At 72.0% G+C, this 23,788-nt stretch carries 18 protein-coding genes and 3 tRNA genes; 9 read left to right on the forward strand and 12 right to left on the reverse strand.

The genetic code is table 11. The features are described from left to right. Positions 1–21: 21 nt before the first annotated feature. Positions 22–97 (reverse strand) — tRNA-Trp (locus ACPT94_RS08075). A 90-nt stretch (positions 98–187) separates the two neighbouring features. Here ACPT94_RS08075 and ACPT94_RS08080 point away from each other — a divergent pair. After that, positions 188–1,594 carry a vWA domain-containing protein gene (locus ACPT94_RS08080; protein ID WP_425245504.1) on the forward strand — a complete coding sequence of 469 codons (1,407 nt, stop codon included), beginning with the start codon at positions 188–190 and terminating at the stop codon, positions 1,592–1,594. Between the two features lie 21 nt (positions 1,595–1,615). Beyond that, entirely contained in the window at positions 1,616–3,418 is a 1,803-nt protein-coding gene (locus ACPT94_RS08085; RefSeq protein WP_360341098.1) for an AAA family ATPase, read from the forward strand. 107 nt (positions 3,419–3,525) lie between these two features. Here the strand turns inward: ACPT94_RS08085 and ACPT94_RS08090 are convergent, their stop codons facing one another. From ACPT94_RS08090 to ACPT94_RS08115, 6 genes are all read right to left on the reverse strand, one after another. Next, on the reverse strand, positions 3,526–4,797 hold the full coding sequence (locus tag ACPT94_RS08090) for a ribonuclease inhibitor (protein WP_360341101.1): 1,272 nt from the start codon (positions 4,795–4,797) through the stop codon (positions 3,526–3,528). After that, entirely contained in the window at positions 4,794–6,308 is a 1,515-nt protein-coding gene (locus ACPT94_RS08095; protein WP_360341104.1) for an SDR family oxidoreductase, read from the reverse strand. The genes ACPT94_RS08090 and ACPT94_RS08095 overlap by 4 nt, the downstream gene beginning before the upstream one ends. Before the next feature lie 38 nt (positions 6,309–6,346). Further along, positions 6,347–6,418: transfer RNA gene (locus tag ACPT94_RS08100), tRNA-Asp, on the reverse strand. Between the two features lie 9 nt (positions 6,419–6,427). Further along, positions 6,428–6,500 (reverse strand) — tRNA-Cys (locus ACPT94_RS08105). Positions 6,501–6,515: 15 nt separating this feature from the next. Continuing rightward, positions 6,516–8,141 (reverse strand): IS200/IS605 family accessory protein TnpB-related protein, encoded by a 1,626-nt coding sequence (locus ACPT94_RS08110; protein WP_425245505.1) that lies wholly within the window; start codon positions 8,139–8,141, stop codon positions 6,516–6,518. A 61-nt stretch (positions 8,142–8,202) separates the two neighbouring features. After that, the gene (locus tag ACPT94_RS08115) at positions 8,203–8,448 is read right to left on the reverse strand and encodes a WhiB family transcriptional regulator (RefSeq protein ID WP_425245506.1); all 246 of its coding nucleotides are present in this window, start codon (positions 8,446–8,448) and stop codon (positions 8,203–8,205) included. 270 nt (positions 8,449–8,718) lie between these two features. Between ACPT94_RS08115 and ACPT94_RS08120 the strand changes: the two genes are divergently transcribed. Then, positions 8,719–9,510 (forward strand): VOC family protein, encoded by a 792-nt coding sequence (locus ACPT94_RS08120; protein ID WP_360341110.1) that lies wholly within the window; start codon positions 8,719–8,721, stop codon positions 9,508–9,510. Positions 9,511–9,592: 82 nt separating this feature from the next. Here the strand turns inward: ACPT94_RS08120 and ACPT94_RS08125 are convergent, their stop codons facing one another. Together ACPT94_RS08125 and ACPT94_RS08130 are read right to left on the reverse strand one after the other, a co-directional pair. After that, positions 9,593–10,636, reverse strand: a complete 1,044-nt coding sequence (locus ACPT94_RS08125) for a LacI family DNA-binding transcriptional regulator (RefSeq protein ID WP_360341113.1) — start codon at positions 10,634–10,636, stop codon at positions 9,593–9,595. A 222-nt stretch (positions 10,637–10,858) separates the two neighbouring features. Further along, on the reverse strand, positions 10,859–11,848 hold the full coding sequence (locus tag ACPT94_RS08130; protein ID WP_425245507.1) for a multicopper oxidase domain-containing protein: 990 nt from the start codon (positions 11,846–11,848) through the stop codon (positions 10,859–10,861). 189 nt (positions 11,849–12,037) lie between these two features. Here ACPT94_RS08130 and ACPT94_RS08135 point away from each other — a divergent pair, with 189 nt between their 5' ends. After that, entirely contained in the window at positions 12,038–14,551 is a 2,514-nt protein-coding gene (locus ACPT94_RS08135) for a ThuA domain-containing protein (RefSeq protein ID WP_360341119.1), read from the forward strand. Further along, on the forward strand, positions 14,551–16,764 hold the full coding sequence (locus tag ACPT94_RS08140) for an OmpL47-type beta-barrel domain-containing protein (protein WP_360341122.1): 2,214 nt from the start codon (positions 14,551–14,553) through the stop codon (positions 16,762–16,764). The genes ACPT94_RS08135 and ACPT94_RS08140 overlap by 1 nt, the downstream gene beginning before the upstream one ends. Here the strand turns inward: ACPT94_RS08140 and ligD are convergent. Next, on the reverse strand, positions 16,751–17,776 hold the full coding sequence (gene ligD, locus ACPT94_RS08145; protein ID WP_360341125.1) for a non-homologous end-joining DNA ligase: 1,026 nt from the start codon (positions 17,774–17,776) through the stop codon (positions 16,751–16,753). The two genes, ACPT94_RS08140 and ligD, sit on opposite strands and share 14 nt — an antisense overlap. Before the next feature lie 74 nt (positions 17,777–17,850). Between ligD and ACPT94_RS08150 the strand changes: the two genes are divergently transcribed. Then, positions 17,851–18,927, forward strand: coding sequence for an ATP-dependent DNA ligase (locus ACPT94_RS08150; RefSeq protein WP_360341128.1), 1,077 nt, complete (start codon positions 17,851–17,853; stop codon positions 18,925–18,927). Between the two features lie 31 nt (positions 18,928–18,958). On the opposite strand, the gene ACPT94_RS08155 is transcribed toward ACPT94_RS08150, so the two are convergent. Further along, on the reverse strand, positions 18,959–20,149 hold the full coding sequence (locus tag ACPT94_RS08155; protein ID WP_360341131.1) for a zinc-dependent alcohol dehydrogenase: 1,191 nt from the start codon (positions 20,147–20,149) through the stop codon (positions 18,959–18,961). A 278-nt stretch (positions 20,150–20,427) separates the two neighbouring features. On the opposite strand from ACPT94_RS08155, the gene ACPT94_RS08160 reads away from it, so the two are divergent. Beyond that, the gene (locus ACPT94_RS08160; RefSeq protein WP_425245508.1) at positions 20,428–21,609 is read left to right on the forward strand and encodes a DUF3048 domain-containing protein; all 1,182 of its coding nucleotides are present in this window, start codon (positions 20,428–20,430) and stop codon (positions 21,607–21,609) included. A 56-nt stretch (positions 21,610–21,665) separates the two neighbouring features. On the opposite strand, the gene ACPT94_RS08165 is transcribed toward ACPT94_RS08160, so the two are convergent. Next, on the reverse strand, positions 21,666–22,130 hold the full coding sequence (locus ACPT94_RS08165) for a MarR family winged helix-turn-helix transcriptional regulator (RefSeq protein ID WP_360341137.1): 465 nt from the start codon (positions 22,128–22,130) through the stop codon (positions 21,666–21,668). 224 nt (positions 22,131–22,354) lie between these two features. Between ACPT94_RS08165 and ACPT94_RS08170 the strand changes: the two genes are divergently transcribed. Together ACPT94_RS08170 and ACPT94_RS08175 are read left to right on the forward strand one after the other, a co-directional pair. Continuing rightward, positions 22,355–23,137, forward strand: a complete 783-nt coding sequence (locus tag ACPT94_RS08170; protein ID WP_360341140.1) for a CoA transferase subunit A — start codon at positions 22,355–22,357, stop codon at positions 23,135–23,137. Beyond that, a complete protein-coding gene (locus ACPT94_RS08175) occupies positions 23,137–23,781 on the forward strand; it encodes a CoA transferase subunit B (protein ID WP_360341143.1) in 645 nt (214 codons plus the stop codon). The genes ACPT94_RS08170 and ACPT94_RS08175 overlap by 1 nt, the downstream gene beginning before the upstream one ends. Positions 23,782–23,788: the final 7 nt, after the last annotated feature.

Here is a 23,788-nt window from a genome sequence, read left to right on the forward strand (position 1 = left end):
CCGTGCGATGTCCTCGGGACGGGCGGGGCGGCTGGATTCGAACCAGCGTGTTCTGGTTTTGGAGACCGGTGCGCCTGCCTCTGCGCTACGACCCCGCCCTGCGGCAGAGCGTAATGCCTTGGCCCGTTGTCAGTGGGGCCTGGTACCAATGAGGCACGGGGGGAAAGCACGGCACGGGGGGCGAGGCATGGGGTACGGGGAGCAGGGGCGGCGGCGTCCGCCGGTGGTGGACCTCGCCGACCGCAGGGCGCTGGAGGCGTACCGTCCGGCGGATCCGGCGGTCGCGCAGGAGGCGCGGCAGCTGAAGGAGGCCGCGCTGCTGGACTTCGGGCTGACGGAGTCGGCGGTGGCGTCCTGGCTGTACGCCAAGTGCCATCACCAGATCCCCACGACGGCGGTGGACACGGCGGCCCTGGTCGCCTCCGGCGACGGCACCTGCCTGCTGCTGTACAACCCGCACTTCTTCGTCGGACTGGGCCTGGCGGGCGTGAAGTTCGTCCTGTTCCACGAGGCCCGTCACCTCGTGCACCGGCATCTGCTCGCCGACCCGGAGCTGCGCGACGACCCGGTGTTCACGCTGGCCGCCGAGGTGGCCGTCAACCATGTGGCGCTGGTCCGGCTCGGCCGCGAGGAGCTGCCCCTGCTGGACGGCCGGCCCACGGGAGTCGACCCGCGGCAGGTGTACGACGCCTACGTCGAGGACCTGACGACGCACGGACTGGAGCCGGTGTCGTACGAGGTGTTCACCGAGACGGACATGCGGGTGTACGGGGAGCTGAAGCGGATGCACCACCCGCCGGTCCCCGACGAGCGGCTGTGCGTGCACCTGGGGGAGGGCGCGGTCCCCGCCGACCAGGAGACGATCGACACGGTGACGTCCTCGGCGCTGCTCAACTCCCTGCTGGCGGCCCGGCGCGGGCACACCGGCGCGGAGCGGGAGCTGCTCGACCTGATGGGCCGTACGGAGGAGGGCTCGGCGCGGGCCGCCCGGCTCTGGGGCGATCTCGGCGCCGGCGCGCTGCGGGGCGAGACGACGCGCACCCGGACGGTCGACTGGTGGCAGCGCTGGCTGGTCGACGTGCTGGGCTCGAAACTGCGCGACGGCGAGCGGCTGGTGTACCCGAAGAAGCGCGGCGCGCTTCTCGCGGCCCTCGGCCAGGACCCGATGCTGGCGCGGCGCGGCCCGGTCCGCGACAAGGTGCTGGTGATCGCGTACGACACGTCGGGATCGATGCCGGACCATGTGATCCGCTGGCTCACCGACCTGGTCGGCCGGATCGACGGCGTGGAGGCGCACTGGCTGTCCTTCGACGCCGTGGTGATGCCGTTCACGCCGGGCGAGCGTGTGTACGGCGGTGGCGGCACGAGCTTCCAGGCCGTCTCGGACTACGTGGAGGGGCGCACAGAGGTGAACGGGCGGCTGTTCGACGTGCGTCCGGACGCGGTCGTCGTCCTCACCGACGGGTACGCGCCGCCGATCACGCCCGCCGAGCCGGAGAAATGGATCTGGCTGATCACCGAGGGCGGCAGCGAGTGGCCCGAGACGCACACACCGGCGATGGCCTGCCATCGCGTCACCACAGGTTCGCGGTAAACGACCCCGGAGACACGGCAGATGAACACCCCGACCGCCCAGCAGGAGCGCACCGAGGTCTCGCGTCTGGAGGCCTTCATCGACGCGATGATCGACCTGGGGCAGACCGGGCAGATCTTCGGCGAGCACGGCATCGGCAAGACGGCGACGTTCTTCTCGTACGTCGCGCGGTCCCGCCCGGACACCACGCTGGTGTACGTGCCGGCGGCGAACCTGACGCCGGACGACCTGCTGGTCAACGCGCCGGTGCGGGACCCGCAGTCCGGTGAACTGGTGCTGCGGCAGCTGGTGATGAGCCAGCTGAAGCCCGGTCGGCCGTTCGTGCTGCTCATCGACGACTCGCTGCAGGCCGGGGACACCATCCAGTCGCAGCTGATGCAGATCGCCTGCAACTGGACGCTCGGTGAGCACGATCTGCGCGCCCTGGGCTGCGTCGGCGTCTTCCTCACGGACAACGAGTCGCTCGCGGAGACGTCGGCCCGGCGCGGGGACCTGGCGCTGCTGGACCGCATGGTGACGATGCGGATCACCGCGAACGACACGTCCTGGCGGCGGCACCTCGCGGCCAAGTACCGCCCGTGGGACCTGCGTCCAGTGTTCTCCCTGTGGGCGTCGCTCTCCCCGGCGCTGCGCGAGCTGCTGTCGCCGCGCACGCTCGACCACGTCCTGGCCAACGCCCGCGAGGGCTTCCCGCTGCGCTGGGGCCTGCCCCTGGTCGACGGGGAGCGGCTGCGGCTGGCCGAGCCCGGCCCGGACGGCAGACCGGGCCAGAACCGCACCGCCGAGATCCTCGACCGCATCGCCCAGGCCCTCGGCGTGCCCAACCCGGCCACCCTTCCCGACCCGGTACGGCAGGTGGTGCGGGCGGCGCTGCGCAACCGCTGGACGGTGCTGCTCCAGGGGCCGCCCGGGTGCGGCAAGACGGAGCTGGTGCGGGAGACGGTGCGGGAGGGGCTGGGCCGCGACGCCCTGTACTTCTCGCTGCCGGTGACCAACGTGGAGGACCTGTGCGCTCCGGTGCCGTCGCCGGACGGCACGCTGGACAACCTCCTCGCCGCGAAGTTCACCGGGCCGGAGCCCAAGGCGATCGTGTGGGACGAGTACAACCGGCCCAAGGACAAGGCCGCGTTCGCCAAGCTGATGGAGATCACTCAGGAGTGGTCGCTGGCGGGGCGGCGGATCGAGAACCTGCGGGCGCAGATAGCCGTGCAGAACCCGCCGTACCACCTGGGCCGCAAGCTGCTGGTGTCCCGGAACAACATCGCGCAGGCCACGCGGTTCACGGCCTCGCTGGAGGTGGCGCCGGAGGACATCCCGGCCAACGAGTGGCTGATCGCGCGGTACGGGGCGGACGCCGAGACGGTGCTGGAGTGGTGGAAGCACGACATCGACGAGGAGGGCCGTGCCTGGATCACCAAGCGCACCCTGGAGCGGCTGATCAAGCTGCACCGGCGTGGGCTGCCGCTGGAGATGGCGACGGTCTACCTCGGCGACGGCGAGTACGCGCCCGTGCCGCTGTCCGCCCTGATCGACCGGCTCCGGGGCCGCCCGGTGACGGGCCTGCGTGAGCTCGCGCGGGACGCGGACCTGTGGGAGGCCCGGCTGCGCCGCGCCGCCGAGCGGTCCGACGAGGGCGGCAACGACAGCGACGTGGTCCACCAGATCCTCGCCAACGCGGAGCTGTCCCAGCTGAAGAGGTACCGCGCGGTGGTGACCCGTCTGGTGGCCCATCTGCCGGCGAAGCTTCGGGCGACGTATCTGGTGGGGGCGTCGGAGCAGCAGCAGAGGTTCTGGATGGGGGTGTTCACGGAGATGCGGCGCTGAGCGGTCGGGGCGTGGGCGGCCCACGCCCTGGTGGCCAGGGGGTGGGCGGCCGGGGATCGGGCGGCCGGGGATCGGGCGGTCAGGGATTGGGCGGCCAGGGGGTCGCTTCAGTCCTCGGGCGGGGCGGTGCGGTGCACGCTGCGTACGGCTGCCACGTCGGCGGGGACGGTCGGGGGCGGGACGTGGGCGCTGAGGGCCGTCAGCCGGCGTTTGATGCTGGCGGCGACGCCCTGGCCGAGGACGAAGCGGGTGGGGGTGGTGGCGCGGGGCGCGTGGTCGAGGAGGCGGTGGGCCTCGCGGCTGCGCAGACCGGCGTGGCGCAGGACGAGGTGGTGGAGGCGGTGTTCGCCGGCTGCCAGGGCGTGCCCGATGGTCTCGGCGGCCGCCAGGTCGAGCCGGTTGTCCGTCGCGCCGAGCACCGCGGCCGCCCGGACCCGGCCGAGGTCGAGCAGGGTGACTCCGGCCGCGGTGGCCGCGCCGACCAGCCGGGCCGCGGCGCCCGGTCCGATGCCGTTGCTGGCGACCGACAGACGGGTGAGCCGTCCGTACGGTGCCCGTTCGAGCGCGGCGGCGAGGCGGAGGGCGCCCGCGTCGCCCAACCGGGCGGCGGAGACGTACAGTTCGTCGATCGCTCCGGCGGCGATCACCTCGGCCAGGGCCTCCGCGCCCGCCTCGCCCAGCGCGTTGCCGCCGGCGAAGAGGCGCTCGATGCGCCGGCCGTTGCCGGCGGCGGCCAGCAGGGCGTCGGCGAGGACGGCGACGCCGGCCGGGTCGAGGCCGGTCTGGACGAGGTCGAGGGTGCGCAACGTCCGGGCGGACTCGACGAGTTCGGCGGCTGCCCGGCCCGCCCCGCTGCCCAGCGGGTTGCGTTTGAGCCACACGCCGGTGACGACCTGCGGCGAGGCCCGCAGCTGGTCGGCGATCCGGCAGGCGCCGCCCGCGGTGATGCCGTTGCAGCCGAGGTAGAGCGTCTCCACCGGCGCGTCCGTCCCGGCCACGGCGGCGGCGCCCTCGTCGCCGAGGGCGTCCGTGCCGAGCAACAGGTGCCGTACGGGCGAAGGGCCGTCGGCCAGGGCCTCGGCGACCAGAGCGGCGCCCTGCGCGCCGAGTCCCTGCTTGCACAGGTCGAGGCGCCCGTCCGGCAGCGCCGTGCCCGCCGCGAAGTCCAGCCGCTCCCCCGCCGGGCGGCCGGCCCGCAACCAGTCCAGGAGGGGGGCGAGGTCGGCCAGGGGACGGGGGACGACATGGGGCACGCCGGCGAAGCCGGGCGACTCGGCCTCGGTGTGCGACTCCGCCTCAGTGTGAGGCTCGTACCCGGTCTGCGGTTCGGGCCCGGTCTGCGGTTCGGGCCCGGTCTGCGGTTCGGGATCCTCGGTCACCACTCGGCCTCCCGGTAATCCTTCAGGAACACGCCCGACACCGGGTCACCGGCCTCGCCGCGCACGATCGGGTCGTACACCCGGGCCGCGCCGTCGACGATGTCGAGCGGCGTGCGGAAGCCGGCGTCCGCCATACGGGCCTTCTTGGGCGCCGGGTTCTCGTCCGTGATCCAGCCGGTGTCGACGGCGCACATGTGGACGCCCTGTCCGGCGAGTTCGGCGGCGCTGGTGCGGGTGAGCATGTTGAGGGCGGCCTTGGCCATGTTGGTGTGCGGGTGGCCGGGCTGCTTGTTGCGCACCGCGAACCGGCCCTCGACGGCGGTGACGTTGACGACGTACCGGCGCGGGTGCGGGGAGGCGAGCAGCAGCGGCAGCAGCCGGTCGCACAGCAGGGCGGGGGCGAGGGCGTTGACGAGCTGAGTCTCCAGGACCTCGGCCGGATCGAGGGCGCCGAGCCGGGCCGACCAGGAGTTCTCCGGGGACGGGTCGGGCAGCAGCCCCGCCTCGTCGGCCTCGCGCAGGGCGGCGGGGAGAGCGGAGACGGAGCCGCCGAGGCCCTCCAGCATCCGCATCGGTGTGAAGCCCGGCGCGCGGCGCGCCCCCTCGGGCAGTGCGTCGTACTCGCCGTCGGCCAGCAGGGCGTACGACTCGGGAGGGCGGCGTACCGTCTGGGCCGCGTTGTTGACGAGGATGTCGAGCGGTTCGCCCTCCTGACGCAGCTCCTCGCACAGGCCCAGCACCTGGCGTGGGTCGCGCAGGTCGACGGCGAGGACGGTGAGCCGGTCCAGCCATGTCCCGCTGCCCGGCGCGGCGCGGAAGCGGCGCACGGTGTCGTGCGGGAAGCGGGAGGTGACGAGGACCTCGGCGCCGTCCCGCAGCATCATCAGCGCCAGCTGGAAGCCGATCTTCACCCGGCCGCCCGTCAGCAGGACCCGGCGGCCGCTCAGGTCGGTGCTCAGGGCGCGCCGGGCGGTGTTGTCGGCGGCGCAGGCGGGGCAGAGGCGGTGGTAGAAGGTGTCGACCTGTCGATAGGGCGACTTGCAGACGTAGCAGGTGCGCGGCCGGTGGAAGACGCCGCCGCTGCCGGTGTCGGTCAGGGGCGCGTCCTCGCGACGGTCCAGGGCGCCGGTCGCGGTCGCGGCCATCGCGGCGGCGTCGGCGGCCGAGGTCTCTGCGCCGCGCGCCTTGCGCCGCCGCAGCCGCCCGTCGCGGGCGAAGGACGCGGCGACCTGCTCGGCGCGCAGCCGTACGGGATCGTCGACGGGCAGGGCGCGCAGTCTGCCCACGATGTGGTGGAAGGCGGCCAGCTCCGCCTCGGAGACCGACTCGGCGCCCGGCCCCGTCGGCTGGCGGACCGCGTCCGTGACCGGGCCCGTCGGCCGGGTGACCGCCGCGCCCATGACCTGCGCGTCGTCGACCGCTGAACCCGTGACCGCTGGGACCGTGACCGCCGCGCCCGTGACCGGCCCGACGGCCGCCCCCGCGACCGCCCCGCTGCTCTCCTCGCCCATGCGTCCCCGCCCCGACCCGCCCCGTGCTCGCCGTTCCGCGGTCCCGACCGGATTCGAACCGGCGTATCCGCCCTGACAAGGCGGCGAGTCTGCCTCTGCTCTACGGGACCTCGCACGCGCCCGGACGGTCGGATTCGAACCGACGTCATGCGCCTGTGCAGGGCGCTGCGCCTGCCTCTGCGCTACGTCCGGACGCGCCTCCGGATCTTAACCGCACCGTTCTTGAAGACTGAGCGGGAGTGGGTCCTGTTGCCAGGACTCGTGCTCAGCCGCGTGCCCCGAACGGTACTGGACACGCTGGTCGCCCGCTTTCGCTCCGCGTCTGGCGCGCACGGATCGTGTCCGTGGTCCGGGAATGCGGGGGCGGGGTTCCTCACGCCCCGGGGTACCCGGTCCGGCCTGGACGGTCCGATGCCCGTAACGATCGCTCTGGTCGTTACGGGGCGGTGCCGTCCGTCGCCGGATCGGGTGTCCCAGGGCGCGCCTGCCGATCGCCACGGCGGCCGCGTCGTGGCGGGTGGTCTTTGTGGTCTTTGAGGTGAGGGGCTTTTGCCAGTGCTGGGCGCCCCATTTGCTGGTGTAGGCCGGGTCGACGGCGACGATGGTGATGCCGAGTTCGGCCGCCATCGACACCAGGCGGGCCCGCAGTCTGCTCACGGGCATGCCCGAGATCAGTTTGCGGAAACGTCTGCGGCGGCCGTGTTTCTCGCGGGTCTTCTCCGCTTGGAAGTCGAGGTCTTCGATCGCGATCGCGATGTGGTGGCGTTTGGCCCAGTGCAGCAGACGGATCAGGGCGTGCCGTACCTGGGCGTCGCGGTGGGTGGCGGTGCCGGACAGGTCGTAGCCGAAGCGCAGCGGTGCGCCGACGGGGTTGCCGTGTGGGTCCAGGCGCCAGGCGGCCAGGTGGTCGGCGTTGGTGTCGACGCCGACCAAGCCGCCTGTGCGGGCCGCCGCCAGGGGCACGGTCTGCACCGCGGGGATCGTCCACGACGCGGTGAGGTACCAGCGGCCGCGTGTGGTGTCTTCATGGATGCGGTAGGCGACGGCCCGGTTCGCCTGGACGCGGTCACGCCACTGCTCACCCCGGTGCGCGAACGCCACCTTCGAGGCGAGCACGTACCGGCCGTGCCGCGCGTTGGCCAGATGAGCCAGCGGCGCCGAAAGCTTGACAGAGACCTCACCGTCGCAGGTGACGCGGATGGTCTCGTTGCCGAACCGCTTACCCGACTCGCCGTCGGCCTGAAGGAAGCGACGCCCGGCCTGCCACCGCATACGCCACTGCTCCTCGGTGAGCTGTGCGGCGTCCAGGTGGTGGCGGGTGTTCAGCAGCCGCTTGCCGCCCCGCACCACATGCACGCGCCCGGCCTCCCAGTCCGCGCGTGCTGCCTTCAGTCGGTCTTCGAGCACGTGCAGACGGCGGGTCTTGGCGAACCACTCCTGCCTGCTCGCGTAGCCGCCCAGAGCCCGCTTGGCGCCCTTCTGTCCGACCGGCAGGGACAGCCGGTGCGCGATCGCCGCGATACCCGCTTGCAGACCCTGGATGTGCGCGAGCTGCCCGCGCCGGGCGAGCGCCCACTGATCATGTGTGGCCTTGGTGACCGACCCGGCCCAGCGGGAGGAAGACGCCTGCGTCAGGGCACGCTTGCGCGCGGCCCACTGCTCGCTGTCATGGTCCGATCCGGCCGCACAACGGGCTTTCAGATCGCGGGAGGCGAGCATGCCCAGATGATCACCGACCAGACGAAGAACCTTCTCGTCCTGGGCACTCAGGTGCCTCAGCCGGTCACGGACCGCCACACCGGACGGGCCCAGCGCGACGAACGGTGCCGCCATCTCGCAGCCCGCCCATCCCTCCACCCCCGCGATGCGGTCGCTCGGATGTGCGGGTTCGGGCTCACTGCGAGGTGCGCCGGAGCTGCAGTCGTTCCTTCTCGGAGAGGCCGCCCCACACGCCGAAGCGCTCGTCGTGGGCCAGGGCGTACTCGAGGCAGGCGGAGCGCATCCGGCACATGCCGCAGATGCGCTTGGCCTCCCGGACCGAGCTGCCGGGCTCGGGGAAGAAGAAGTCCGCCCCGGTCTGCGCGCACAGCGCCTCCCGCTGCCAGGCGAGGTCGGGCGTGGGGATCGTGTCGGTGTACATGGCGAGAAGCGTGCCGCGCGGCGAAAAACGTTCGATCAACGCCGGATATACGCGGGCGGGGCAGGGCCTCCGGCCGCCCCGATGGTGCCCCGGCAACGGGCCACGGCGCACGGCGGCGCGCGGGAGGGGCGTGGACGAGGAGATCCGTGCCCGTGACCGACGGCGCCCCCGGGCCCGGGGGCGCCCGCCGCCGTGTTCCGGCAGCGATTGTCAGTGGGCGGTGCGAGACTCGGCAGTGCACAGGACGGGACTGCGACCAGGAGGGCGAAGATGCTCACCACCCGTTTCGTCGACGGCGCTCCGAACTGGATCGACATCGGCACGACCGACATCGACCGCGCCTCCGCCTTCTACGGTGCCCTGTTCGGCTGGCGGTTCGAGTCGGCGGGGCCCGACGCCGGCGGCTACGGCTTCTTCCAGCTGGACGGGAGGACCGCGGCGGGCGCCATGCAGACCACGCCCGAGCAGGGGCCGCCGTCGTGGACAGTGTACTTCCAGTCGTCCGACGCGGACGCCACCTGCCGGGCGGCGGAGCAGGCGCACGGCAGAGTGCTGTTCCCGCCCATGGACGTGATGGGCCAGGGCACGATGGCGATCCTCGCCGACTCGGCGGGCGTGCCCTTCGGCATCTGGCAGCCGGGACGGAACAAGGGAGTGGACGTCGCCGGCGAGCTGGGATCGCTGTGCTGGGTCGAGCTGTACACCCCGGACGAGGCCGCGGCGGCCGCGTTCTACCACGCCGCACTGGGCCTGGAGACCTCGGCCGTCTCCTTCCCAGGCGGCACCTACACCTCCGTCAACCCGGCCGGCGCCGGGGAGGACGCCATGTTCGGCGGGGTCGTCCCGCTGGCCGACGATCCGACGGAGGCGGAGTCGGGGGCGTACTGGCTGCCGTACTTCGCGGTCACCGACGTGGACGCGGTGGTCGCACGGGCGGAGGAGCTGGGCGGCACGGTCCGCCTGGCCGCCACGGACATCGAGGGCGTCGGCCGGATCGCCAGACTCGCCGACCCGTACGGGGCACGCTTCGCGGTGATCGAGCCCGCCCCGCAGTCCACGTGAGGCGGCAGGACAGGAACCAGGGCCTGTTGCGAAAGTGGCGCCTGCCGCCCTTCGGGCGACGACGCCACTTTCGCAACAGGCCCTAGGCGGAGGCTCGGCGCACCAGGGTGGTCGGCAGGACCACGCCGGGCGGTGAGGCGTCCGGTGCGTCGTCGGTCGTGGTCGTACGGCGGTCGAGGCCGCGCAGGAGGAGGCGGGCCATGATCCTGCCCATCTCCTCGATGTCCTGACGGACCGTCGTCAGCGGCGGGTCGGTCTGTTCGGCGACGGGCAGCATGTCGTCGAAGCCGACCACGGCCACGTCCTCGGGCACGCGGCGTCCGCGTTCGCGCAGGACGCGCAGGGCGCCCGAGGCGGTCAGGTCGTTGGCGGCGAACACGGCGTCGACGTCGGGGCAGCGGTCGAGGAGTTCACGCATGGCGCGCTCACCGCCGCCGGGGGTGAAGTCGCTCTCCACGACGAGCCGGGGATCGGCGTCGCCCCTGACGTCCCGGAAGCCCTCGAGGCGGTCCGCCGCGGAGGTCTGGTCGAGGGGGCCGGTGAGGTGCGCGATACGGGTGCGGCCCAGGCCCACCAGGTGGCGCACGGCCGCGCGGGCGCCGCCGCGGTTGTCGCTGTCGACGTACACGACGTCACGCGTGCCGTCGCTCCAGCCGGGGCGGCCGCCGAACACCGTCGGCACTCCCGCGCCCTGGATGAGGCCGGGCAGCGGGTCGTCGAGGTGCAGCGAGAAGACGAGGGCGCCGTCGACATGGCCTCCGGCGAGATAGCGGGCGACGCGGGCGTGGTCGTCGCGGCCCTCGGTGAGCAGCAGCACGAGTTGGTTGTCGTGGGCCGTCAGCTCCTTGCTGATGCCCCGGAGCTGGAGGGCGAAGAAGGGGTCGGCGAAGACGCGGGTCTCCGGTTCGGCGATGACGACGGCGACGGCGTCGTGCCTTTTGGTCACCAGGCTGCGGGCGGCCTGGTTGGGGACGTACCCGAGCTCCTCCACGGCCCGCCGCACCCGCGCGACGAGGGGCTCCCTGACCCCGTCCCCGCCGTTGACGACCCGCGAGACGGTGGCCCGGGAGACCCCGGCCCGCGCGGCCACGGCCTCCAACGTGGGACGCGACGCTGTCTCGGTCACTGCGGGGATCCTCCTCCTGGCCGGGTGCGGATCAGGATAGCCGCGGCAGGAGAGGGGATGAGAGCGCTCTCGCAGCGGGAAGGGGCTTGCGCAAGGGGGTGCCGGGCGCGCTGGTCGCGTCCCCGCGAGGCCGGTCCGCCATGCGGTGACCGTGGCGGAGTCCGGCGGCGCGAGGAGTTCGCCGTTCCGACCGCCGTGCGGGCGTCCGTCCTCCACCGTCCCTCAGTGGCCGTGCGTCTCCCGCGTCCCGTCGGATGCGTGGGTCCCATGCGGATCGTGCGGCTCGTGGCCCGGGATCGTGCCGTCCGGTTTCCTCACCAGGAACAGGCCCACCATCCCCATGTCGGAGTGGCTCTGTACGTGGCAGTGGTACATCCACGCTCCGGCGCCCACCCCCTCCCCCGCGATCACCTGGAAGCCGAAGGAGTCCGCCGGGCCGACGATCTTGTTGTCGATGACCTGGCTCGGGTCGTCGGGGCCGGTGAGCAGGCCGGTGCGGTTGTCGGCCCAGCGGTGACCGTGCAGATGGAAGGTGTGGTAGTACTCGCCGTGGGTGATCATCACGAACTCGACGCGATCGCCCACCGTCGCCTCGAAGTCGGGGCCGGTGTGGGCCGGCCTGTTGTTGATCGTCATGTCGTTGAAGACGATCGTGTGGGTCGCGTCGGGCAGGACGTCGCCCTTCCGGCGGACGACGACCGGGCCGTACAGGCCCTTGCGGATGCCGCCCGTGCCGTGTTCGGTGCCGACGACGTGGTCGTGGTAGTGCCAGTAGCCGGCGCTGCCCGCGCGCCAGGTGCCGTCCGCGCGGCGGCCGGGGGCGTGGGTGCGCCAGGTGTAGGTGCGGGTGCCGCCGGGTTGGACGTCGCTGTGGTTCAGTTTCGTCCCGTCGCTGGAGATCTCGTAGTCCAGGCCGTGCACGTGCAGGCTCGCCGGCACGTCGAGGGTGTTCTGGAACTCGATGTGGACGGTGTCGCCCTCGGTGATGTCGATCAGGGGTCCCGGGATCGTCGCGCCGCCCTTCTCGAAGCCGTAGCCCAACTGCCCGTCGGGGAGCTTCTCGGCGTACAGCTTGAGGTGTCTGACCTGGCCCCCGGGAGGGGCCGTCCTGGCCGGTGCGTCCGCGCCGGCGGCCTCGGCGGCCAGGGACAACGATGTCGCGGCCGCCGCGCCGCCCAGCAGCACCCGTCGGTTGAAACTGCGTCTGTCCATGCGGAACTCCCCACCCTGACAAGGAACTTGCGGAGGCGTACCTGTGATGAACCTGTGCGACGGTACCGGCCGTTCCGCCGTTCATCCACACCCAGGACAAAGTTCGTGCCATTGCGGTCATAGCTATTGGCGGGTGCCGCGAAAGGGTCTAGCTTCCTTGGCGCTGTCGCTGTGACCGAGGAGGCGCTCATGCACTTACGAGGGTTGAGCACAACACGCGCGCCGAGCGCGAGCGGTAGGGGACGGACGAGAAGACGGGTCTGGGTGGCCACCGCGGCTGCCGGGGCCGTCGCCGCCGGCCTGCTGTCGGGCCCGGCCGCGAACGCCCGCCCGTTCCCCGAACCACCCCTGACAACGATGTCCGTGAAGTCGCCGCCGGGCGGCGCCGATGTACAGGTACTGGTCTTCCACGGGTCGGCGGCGGCCGGGGAGGAGTCGCCCGTCGTCAACGCCGGGATCGAGGCGATCGAGCGGATCGGCCTGTCCGGTGCGGCGGACCAGCGCTTCGGCGTCGAGGCCACGGACGACGCCTCGGTCTTCACCGACGGCACCCGGCTGGGCCGTTACAACGCCGTCGTCTTCCTGACCGGCGGCGGTGACGTCCTCGACCCGGAGCAGGAGGCGGGCCTGGAGGCCTACATGGAGGCGGGCGGCGGTTTCGTCGGCATCCATGACGCGGCGCGCGCGGAGCCGTACTCGGACTGGTTCACCGGCCTGATCGGCGCCCGCCCGGCCGCTTCCAGCCCGACGGCCGTGCAGCGGGCGGTCGTCGAGGTCGGGGACCGGCTGCACCCGGCCACCAAGGACGTGCCGGTGGAGTGGAAACGCCCCGACCAGTGGCCGAACTGGGTGCGCAACCCCTCCGGCTCGGTGCACACCGTCGCACGGGTGCGGGAGTCGACCTACCGGCCCGGAGCGGGCGCCAACGGCTGGGACCATCCCATCAGCTGGTGCCGCGACTACGACGGCGGCCGCTCCTTCTACACGGGCATGGGCGGCACGGTCTCCTCGTACGACGAGACGGACTTCCGCGCGCATCTGCGCGGCGCGCTGCTGTGGACGACCCGGTTGGCGCGGGCCGACTGCAAGGCCACCATCACGGCCCACTACAAGGCCGAGCGACTCACCCCGCCCAACCAGCCCGGGCAGAACGATCAGATCGGCGAGCCGCACGGGCTGGTCACCGCCCCCGACGGCCGCGTGTTCTACATCGGCCGCGGCGGCGCCGACGCCTCCCAGCCCGTGATCACCGACTGGAACAACCCGGACATCGGCAAGGGCAGGGGCCAGATCCACGTCTACGACCCGAAGACTCGCAAGGTCACCCTGGCGGGCGAGTTGACCGTCTTCGGCAACAAGGGCGGCGGCGACGAGCTCGTCAAGGTGGAGGAGGGTCTCCTCGGTATCGAGCTCGACCCGCGCTTCGAGCAGAACGGCTGGGTGTACCTGCACTACACACCGCACTCGGGGGTGAACCGCGACACGCGGACGGCCGAGCGGCGCGTCTCCCGCTTCACCGTCGACCGCGCCACGAACAAACTGGACCTCGGCAGCGAGAAGGTGCTGCTCAGGTGGCCGGTGCAGGTGCACAGTTGCTGCCACGCCGGCGGCGGGATGGCCTGGGACTCCAAGGGCAACCTGTACATCGCGACCGGTGACAACAACTCCAGCGGTTTCAGCGGCGGTTACTCCGGCAACAACCCCCAGCCGAACTACCGGGGCGTCTCCTTCGCCGACGCGCGCCGCACCGCCGGCAACACCAACAACCTCAACGGCAAGATCCTGCGCATCCATCCGGAGCCCGACGGCACGTACACGCTCCCGGAGGGGAACCTCTTCACGGGCCGGGAGACCGAAGAGGGCGGCGGGAAGACCCGCGGTGAGATCTATGTGATGGGCGTGCGCAACCCCGCGCGCATCTTCGTCGACCGGACGACCGACGTCCTGTACGCGGGCTGGGTCGGCCCGGACGCGAGCGAACCGTCACCGACCTGGGGACCGGCGAAGTACGACACGTTCGCCGTCATCACCGAGGCGGGCAACCGGGGCTGGCCGTACTGCATGGGCAACAAGCAGCCCTACCGGGACCGGAACCTGCCGGATCCGTCACAGCCGCTCGGCTGGTACGACTGCGACCACCCGAGGAACGAGTCGCCCAACAACGACGGCCTGGTCAACCTGCCGCCGGTGACCGGCAACAACATCTGGTACTCGCCCCAGGGCGGCGCCCCCGACTACCCGCGCGACGCGAACGGCGTCCCCTCGTACAAGAAGGAGGAGGTCACCTACCGGCTGCCGTGGCTCAAGGGCGGCGGGCAGGCCGCGATGAACGGGCCCGTCTACCGCTACGACGCCGCGAGCGCGAGCGCGGCCAAGTGGCCCGCGTACTGGGACGGCAAGTGGTTCGTCGGCGACTTCTACGACGCCGACCAGCCGCGCAACGCGGTGCTGATGAATCCGGCGACCCAGGGCGACGGCGGGCTGCCCGTCCACTCGGAGTCACTGAAGAGGATCGTGCCGGTCGGCAACGACGGCATCAAGAACCTCATGGACTGGAAGTTCGGTCCGGACGGCGCCCTGTACGTCCTCGACTACGGACGCGGCTTCTTCACCTCCGACGCCAAGTCGGCGTTGTGGCGGGTGACCTACACGGGCGGCGCCGCGACCCCGGCCGCCGACCAGCTGGCGAGGGGAGTCCGGTGATGCGTCTGCTGCGTCGACGAAGAATTCTTGCGACCCTGTTGGCGGGGCTGCTGGCCGTGCTCGGCCTCCAGGCGGTGCCCGCCGCCGGGCAGAGCGATCCGCCTGGCCCGGCCGCCGCCCAGGTGCTCACCTGGACCGCCGGCGACGACATCACGAAGTACACCTCCGCGCCCGCGACGGCGGTGGCGGGACCGGCGACGATCGTCTTCGAGAACAGCGTGGCGACCGGCAACACCACGGGGATGCCGCACACGCTGACGTTCGTGACGTCCGATCCCGAGTTCAACAGCGACGTCCAGCTCAACATCCTCGCCAACCCGGCGGACGACCGGGGCGGCCGCCACACCGCCGAGGTCACCCTCACCCCGGGCCGCTACTTCTACCACTGCACGATCCCCGGTCACGGGCAGATGCAGGGGATCCTGGTGGTGACCGAGGGCGGCGGCGAGGACACGACGGCGCCGCAGACGTCGGCTCAGGTGAGCGGGGCGCAGAACGCGCAGGGTGAGTACGTCGGGTCGGCGAGCGTCGCGATCGGGGCGACGGACGACGAGGGCGGGTCGGGGGTCGACCGGATCCAGTATGCGGTCGGCGACACGGGCGACTGGATGCCGTACACGGCCCCGGTCGTCGTGGAGGGGATCGGCCGTCACAAGATCCGCCATCGGGCCTTCGACAAGGCCGGCAACGTGTCAGCCGAGAAGAGCGTCGAGTTCACCGTCGTGGCGCCGCCCACGAACGACACGACGCCGCCGGAGACGTCGGCGACGGTGAGCGGGGAGCAGAACGCCGACGGGGCGTACATCGACATGGCGACCGTGACGGTCAGCGCATCCGATACGGGGTCGGGGGTCGACCGTATACAGTACGCGGTCGGCTCGGCGGGTGACTGGATGCCGTACACCGCCCCCGTGATGCTCCATCAGCTGGGCACCCACACCGTCCGCTACCGCGCCACCGACAAGGCCGGCAACGTCTCCGCCGAGAGGAGCGTCACGTTCACGGTCGTCTCCGCGCCCCCGCAGGACACCACTCCCCCGGTGACGGGCGTGACGGTCGACGGCACGCGCAACTCCGACGGGGCGTACGTCGGCAACGCCAAGGTGACCGTCAGCGCGACGGACGCGCACGGTTCGGGTGTGGACAGGATCGAGTATTCGCTCGACGGTGGACCGTACATCGCATACACCATCCCCGTCGTCGTCGACCGCACCGGTACGCACACGCTGGCCTACCGGGCGAGCGACAAGGCGGGCAACACGTCCGAGGCGCGGACCGTGAGTTTCACCGTGGTGGCCGGCGGCGGTGTGCCCGCGCCCAACTGCCCCGAGTGGGACGAACGGTTGACCGTGATCGTCGGCACGGTCGACACCGGTGTGCCGAACCGGGTGACCGACAACCGCTGCCGGATCAACGAGTTGATCGAGGACGAGAAGGAGTGGACGTCCCACGCGCTCTTCCTCAAGCACGTGAAGACCGTCCTGGACCGGCTGTTCAGGGAAGGGGTCGTCGACGAGCGCGAGTACGACGCCGTCCTCGAGGCCGCCCGCGCGTCCGGCGTCGGCACACCCGGGCAGACCGAGGGTTACCGCACGATCCTCGACGGCAGCGCGGAGTCCTTCGCCCGGTGGGAGCAGGTGGGCGGTGGATCCTTCGCCCTGAACGCCGACGGATCGATCACCTCGGGCACCACGAAGCCCGGCCTCGGCATGCTGTGGTTCCCGCAGCGCAAGTACGGCGACTTCTCGCTGCGGCTCCAGTGGCGTGACGACGCTCCGGGCGCCGGCAACGCCAACTCCGGTGTGTTCGTGCGCTTCCCGTGGGTCCACGGCCATCCCGAGGAGTCTCGTCCGGAGTGGGTCGCCATCAAGTACGGGCACGAGGTGCAGGTGCTGGACCGGCCCGACGGCGACATGTACAAGACCGGCTCGGTCTACGGCTTCGACCGGGTCGGGCTCGCCGGTGCGGGCGTGACGCAGAAGGGCACCTGGAACGACTACGAGATCCGCGTGGTCGACCAGCACTACTCGGTCTACCGCAACGGTGTGCTGATCAACGAGTTCGACAACATCGGCGGCCTGGACTTCGCCCCGCCCCGCTCGGACGACCCGGGCACGGACGGGCGCCGGTTCGCCTCCGGCTACATCGGGCTCCAGGTGCACGGCACGACGGACGTGGTGTCGTACCGGGACGTCCGGATCAAGGAGCTGTAGGCGGCTCCTTCCTGGCCCGGCTCGGCTGTACCCGCCTGGGTTCCCCCGGCATCTTCGGATACTCGGGCGGGTACGGCAGATCACCGAGCCCGTGGTCGCGTTCGTCCTGCGCGGCCAGCTCCAGCAGCGCTTCCAGGGAGTAGGCGTGGTCGTCCATGTCGGCGTGCACGTCGCCGAGGCGGGCGTAGCGGTCCGGCATCGTCGCGATGTCGAAGTCGCGGGGGCTGGCCTCGCCGACCTCCTCCCAGCGCAGGGGCGCCGAGACGGGGGCGTGCGGGCGGGGTCGTACGGAGTAGGCGGAGGCGATGGTGCGGTCGCGGGCGGTCTGGTTGTAGTCGAGGAAGATGCGCTCGCCGCGCTCCTCCTTCCACCACTTGATCGTCACCTGTTCGGGCATCCGGCGTTCCATCTCCCGGCCCACGGCGATCGCGGCGCGCCGGACCTGGGTGAAGGTCCAGCGCGGCTCGATCGGCACGAACACGTGCAGGCCCCGGCCGCCGGAGGTCTTGGGCCAGCCCCGCAGTCCGCCGAACTCGTCGAGGACCGCGCGCAGTTCGCCGGCGGCGCGGACGGCGTCGGCGTAGTCGGTGCCGGGCTGCGGGTCGAGGTCGATGCGGAGTTCGTCGGGGCGGTCGACGTCGGTGCGGCGGACGGGCCAGGGGTGGAAGGTGAGGGTGCCGTACTGGGCGGCCCACAGCACCGCCGCCTCCTCGGTGGGGCACATCTCGTCGGCGGAGCGGCCGCTGGGGAAGGTGATGTGGGCGGTCGGGATCCAGTCGGGCATGTTCTTCGGGGCCCGTTTCTGGAAGAAGGACTCGCCGGTCACGCCGTCCGGGTAGCGCTCCAGGGTGGTGGGCCGGTCGCGCAGGGCGCGCAGGACGCCGGGGGCGACCGCCTGGTAGTACCGGGCGAGGTCCAGCTTGGTGAAGCCGCGCTCCGGGAAGAAGACCTTGTCGGGACTGGACAGCCGTACGGTGCGGCCGCCCGCCTCCAGTTCCACCGCTTCACCCATGCGAGCCACGGTAGGCGCACCTCCCCGGGCGCGCACACCGGGCGGCACCTCGCGAAGAAGCGCAGAATCGGAGCATGGATCTGCCGGTGATGCCACCCGTGAAGCCGATGCTCGCCAAGTCGGTGGCGGCGATCCCGCCGGGCATGCAGTACGAGGCGAAGTGGGACGGCTTCCGGGCGATCGTGTTCCGTGACGGGTCCGACGTCGAGTTGGGCAGCCGTACCGGGAAGCCGCTGACCAGGTATTTTCCCGAGCTGGTGGGGGCGCTCAGGGAGCGGGTGCCCGAGCGGTGCGTGCTGGACGGGGAGATCGTGATCGCGCGGGAGGGGCGGCTGGACTTCGACGCGCTGACCGAGCGCATCCACCCGGCGGACTCCCGGGTGCGCACACTGGCCGAACGGACTCCGGCGTCCTTCGTCGCCTTCGATCTGCTGGCGCTGGCCGACGAGTCGCTGCTCGACGTGCCGCTGAGCGACCGCCGGGCGCTGCTGACCAGGGCGCTGGCCGGGGTGACACCGCCCGTGCACCTGGCCCCGGCGACCACGGACGTCGAGGTGGCGCGGCAGTGGTTCGAGGAGTACGAGGGAGCGGGTCTGGACGGTGTGATCGCCAAGCCGCTCACCCTGCCCTACCTCCAGGACGAGCGCGCCATGTTCAAGGTCAAGCACGAGCGCACGGCGGACGTGGTCGTGGCCGGCTACCGCCTCCACAAGAGCGGACCGGTGGTCGGCTCACTGCTGCTGGGGCTGTACGACGACCGGGGCGTCCTCCAGCACGTCGGTGTGTCCGCCGCCTTCCCCATGAAGCGCCGGGCCGAGCTGGTGGCGGAGCTGGAGCCGCTGCGCATGGCGGACGTCGAGGGCCATCCCTGGGCCGCCTGGTCCGAGGAGGCCGCGCACGAGACGGCCCGGCTGCCCGGCGCGCCGAGCCGCTGGTCGGGCAGGAAGGACCTGTCCTGGGTGCCGCTCAGGCCGGAGCGGGTGGCCGAGGTGGCGTACGACCACATGGAGAGCGGGGCCCGGTTCCGGCACACGGCCCGCTTCCGCCGCTGGCGTCCGGACCGGACCGCGGAGAGCTGCACCTACGCGCAGCTGGAGGAGCCGGTGCGCTACGACCTCACGGAGATCCTGGGGACTCCCCGCGAGGCGTGACGCACCGCCTCATGACGCGCGGTGCCATGCCTCACGGCGTCATCAGTACCTTCACCGCGCCGTCCCGCTTGTGCTGGAACATCTCGTACGCCTGCGGGGCCTCCGACAGCGGCAGCCGGTGGGTGGCGAAGTCGTCGACGCCGAGCGGGTCCTCGTCCGTGAGGTACGGGATGATGTCGTCCGTCCAGCGGCGCACGTTGGCCTGGCCCATGCGCAGCTGGATCTGCTTGTCGAACATGGTGAGCATCGGCAGCGGATCGGCCATGCCGCCGTACACGCCGGACAGCGAGATGGTGCCGCCGCGGCGCACCAGCTCGATGGCGGTGTGGAAGGCGGCGAGCCGGTCGACGCTGAAGCGCTCGGCGAACGGGCCGCCGATCCTGCGGGGCAGCAGGCCCGCGGCCGTCTGGGCCAGCTTGGCGGCGGCGCTGCCGTGGGCCTCGGTGCCGACGGCGTCGATCACGGCGTCCGGGCCGCGGCCGTCGGTCTCGTCGCGGATCGCGGCGACCAGTTCCTTCTCGCTGTCGAAGTTGCGCAGGTCGTACGTCTCCACGCCGCGTGCGTGGGCCCGGCGCAGCCGGTCGCCGACCAGGTCCACGCCGAACACCCGCCCGGCGCCCCGCACCTGGGCGACGCGGCAGGCCATGTCGCCGATCGGGCCGAGGCCGAGCACGGCGACGCTGCCGCCCTGGGGGACGTCGGCGTAGGCGACCGCCTGCCACGCGGTGGGCAGGACGTCGGACAGGTAGACGAAGCGGTCGTCGGACGGGCCCTCCGGCACCTTGATGGGGCCGAACTGGGCCTGCGGGACGCGCAGGTACTCGGCCTGGCCGCCGGGCACCGCCCCGTACAGGCGGGTGTAGCCGAAGATGGCGGCTCCCATGCCCTCGCCGGTGACCTGGGTGGTCTCGCACTGCGTGGGCAGGGAGTTCAGGCACATCCAGCAGCTGCCGCAGGCGATCTGGAACGGCACCACGACCCGGTCGCCGGCCTTGAGATCGGGCACCCCGGCACCGACCTCCTCGACGATGCCGATCGGCTCGTGGCCGAGGATGTCGCCCGGGGTCATGAACGGGGTGAGCACCTCGTAGAGGTGCAGGTCGGAGCCGCACAGTCCGGTGGACGTGACGCGGATGACGGCGTCCGTCGGTTCCTGGATCGTCGGGTCGGGCACGGTCTCCACCCGAACGTCCCGCTTCCCCTGCCAGGTCACTGCCTTCATCGTGCCGCGCTCCCTCCACCGAAGTCCGGGGGTCCCGCCGTGTCGGGGGGCCGGGTCCTGGGTGCGGCCCGGGTACCCGGCGCGCCCCGGTCCTGAACCCCCGCCCGGGTCCCGCCTGGACCAATCGGCCTATTCGGTGCGAACTATCGAAACTGATCGGGTATAGCCAGCAAACATCTGATAAGAGCACTATCAAGGCATGAAACGGGGTGGCGACGATGGACGTGGCGTCGGCGGGGGAGAGTCCGGCCGCGACAAGGCCGGTCACGGCAAGACCGGTGACGGCAGGACCGACCGCGACGAGACCGGTCAGGGGACCAGGAGCGCGCAGGAGGCCGGCCGCCGCGGCCGTACTGGCCGCCGCGCTCACGGTTTCACTGGCGGCCGGCTGCACCACAGGAGGCGGGCCGGCCGACGACGGCCGCGGCGGGGATCCGGAGCCGCCCCGCAGCGGCGGTGTGATCTCCTCCGCCGTCGCACCGCCCCTCGCCGCCGGCGGCATGAGCCCCTCCGCCGCCGGTGCGCCCCTGACCGACGGCAGCGCCACCCCCTCCTCCCCCACCGGTTCACCACGCGCCGACGGCAGCGTGACCCCCTCTTCCGCCGCCGGCTCGCCACTCGCCCATGCCGGCGCGACCCCCTCCGCCGTCGGCCCGCCACTCGCCGTGAAGATCGACAACGCCCGTGCCGCCCGGCCCCACACCGGCCTGAACGCCGCGGACATCGTGTACGTCGAACAGGTCGAGGGCGGTCTGAGCCGGCTGATGGCGGTGTACGCGACGAAGCTGCCGCGGGCCGTCGGGGCGGTGCGCAGCGCCCGTGAGTCCGATCTGGAGCTGCTGCGCCAGTTCGACCGGCCGGTACTGGCCTTCTCCGGCGCGCAGAGCAAGCTGCTGCCGTTGATCGGCAAGGCGCCGCTGGAGGCGGTCACGCCCGACGAGGCGGAGCGCGCCTACTACCGCGACCGGAACAGGCCCGCACCCCACAACCTCTACCTGCGCCCCGACCGGCTCGTCCCCTCCGCACCGGGCGCGGCCGCACTGACCACCGGCTTCCACTACGGTCCCGCACCCTCCGGCGGCACGCCGCGGACCTCGCGGACCGTGCGCTACCCGGCGGCCCGCTTCACCTTCAGCTGGTCCGAGAGCCGGGACCGCTGGCTGGTGTCGATGGACGGCGAAGCGGCCACGACGACCGACGGGGGTCCGCCGGCGCCCGCGACAGTGGTCGTGCAGTACGTCGACGTGCGCCCGTCGGCCTTCAAGGACTTCCTCGGCAACACCACGCCGTACACGGAGACGGTCGGTACGGGCAGGGCGGAGGTGCTGCGCGACGGGCGCGCCTACGACGTGAACTGGAAGCGGGCGAGCGCCATGGACGGCACGGAGTTCACGACCCGGGACGGCCGGCGGGTCGCCTTCGCCGAGGGTCAGGTGTGGGTGGTGTACGCGAAGGCGTGAGCGAGACCTGCGCGGCGGCCGGAGACGCGTGAGGGGTTGAGACGCGTGAGGGGCGTTCAGGAGGGGGCGGCGAGGGGTTCCGCCGGGTTGCGGAGCCCTTCGGCCGCGTCCGAGACGCGCTGGATCAGGTCGAAGAAGACGGTCTGCTCCTCGGCGGAGAGCGGGGCCAGGAACACCTGGTTCATCCGGGCCGTGCGCACGGTCAGCTTGCGGTGGGTGCGCAGCCCCTCGTCGGTGAGGCGCAGCAGGAAGCGGCGGCCGTCCTGCGGGTCGCGGACCTTGTCGAGCAGTCCGCGCCGGCCGAGGCGGCTGATCACCTCGGCGATCGTGGAGCGGTCGAGCCCCACCCGCTCCCCCACCGTGCGCTGGTCCAGGCCGGGTTCGGCGACGAGCGCGTTCAGCACCGCGAACTGCGGTGAGGTGATCTCCTCGGAAACCATCGTGTTCCACAGCAGGTAGTGCGCCTGCTGCAACCGCCGGGCCAGGTGCCCGGGGTGGGTGGAGAGGTCCACCGCGGCCATGCGTGCTCCCGAGGTCGTGTTCGTTGGTGTACTGAACAATACCGGGCGGTCCCGTGACTGTCTGCGGCTTGTTCGCACCGATCTGACCTCTGCTTTCTCCGAGACCTTGACGCACCGCGCGTCCGATGGCAGCGTGAGGGACACCTCGCTGAAATAATCAGTGCCCTGACTAACTGCGGGCCTCCTCGGCCGCGAGGGCGCTCGGACGGGATGGGGCTTCACGGATGGACAAGGTGGTCGCCACGGCCCTGGAGGCCGTGGCCGATGTGCCGGACGGCGCGTCGCTCGCGGTGGGCGGATTCGGGCTGAGCGGTGTGCCGAACGTGCTGATCCGGGCGCTGTACGAGCGGGGCGTCACCGGACTGTCGGTCGTCTCCAACAACTGCGGGGCGATGGAGTCCGGCCTCGCGGTCCTGCTCGCCGCCGGGCGGATCGCCCGGGTGACCGGTTCCTACATCGGCGCGAACAAGGAGTTCGCGCGCCAGTACCTGGCCGGGGAACTGGAGGTCGAGATGATCCCGCAGGGCACGCTCGCCGAGCGGCTGCGGGCCGGCGGCGCCGGCATCCCCGCCTTCTACACGCCGGCGGGCGTGGGCACGCAGGTCGCCGAGGGCGGTCTGCCGTGGCGCTACGACGGTGAGGGCGGCGTCGCGCTGGCCTCCCCGCCCAAGGAGGTGCGGGAGTTCGACGGCACCGACTACGTGCTGGAGCGCGGTATCCGCACCGACTTCGCGCTGGTCCGGGCGGCCAGGGGCGACCGGCACGGCAACCTGGTCTTCAACAAGTCCTCCCGCAACTTCAACCCCCTCGCCGCCATGGCCGGCCGGATCACCGTCGCCGAGGTCGAGGAACTCGTCGAGCCGGGCGAGATCGACCCGGACACGGTGCATCTGCCCGGCATCTTCGTGCAGCGCGTCATCGTGCTGAGCCCCGACCAGGCGGCCGACAAGGGCATAGAAAAGCGCACGACTTCCGCGCCTGCGGCACGAGAGACGGTGAGCGACTGATGGCCTGGACACGCGAGGAGATGGCCGCCCGCGCCGCGCGCGAGCTGCGGGACGGCCAGTACGTCAACCTCGGCATCGGACTGCCGACCCTCATCCCCAACTACCTCCCGGACGACGTCGAGGTGGTCCTGGAGTCGGAGAACGGCATCCTGGGCACCGGCCCCTACCCCACCGAGGACCAGGTCGACCCCGACCTGATCAACGCGGGCAAGGAGACCGTGACGGTCCTGCCGGGGGCGTCCTTCTTCGACTCGGCGCTGTCCTTCGGCATGATCCGCGGGGGACACATCGATGTCGCCGTGCTCGGCGCGATGCAGGTGTCGCAGCGGGGCGACCTGGCCAACTGGGCCATCCCCGGCAAGCTGATCACCGGGATCGGCGGGGCGATGGACCTCGTCCACGGCGCCCGCACCGTCATCGTCGTGATGACGCACACCGCCAAGGACGGCTCCCCGAAGATCCTCACCGACTGCGCGCTGCCGCTGACCGGCAAGGGTTGCGTGAACCGGATCATCACCGACCTCGGCGTCCTCGACGTGACCGACGACGGACTGGTGCTCGTCGAGACCGCGCCCGGCGTGAGCGTCGACGAGATCACGGCGAAGACCGATGCCAAGCTGATCGTCGCGGACGACCTGAAGTGAAGGACCT

This window comes from Streptomyces aurantiaciflavus, from assembly GCF_049808595.1.
Lineage (GTDB): Bacteria > Actinomycetota > Actinomycetes > Streptomycetales > Streptomycetaceae > Streptomyces.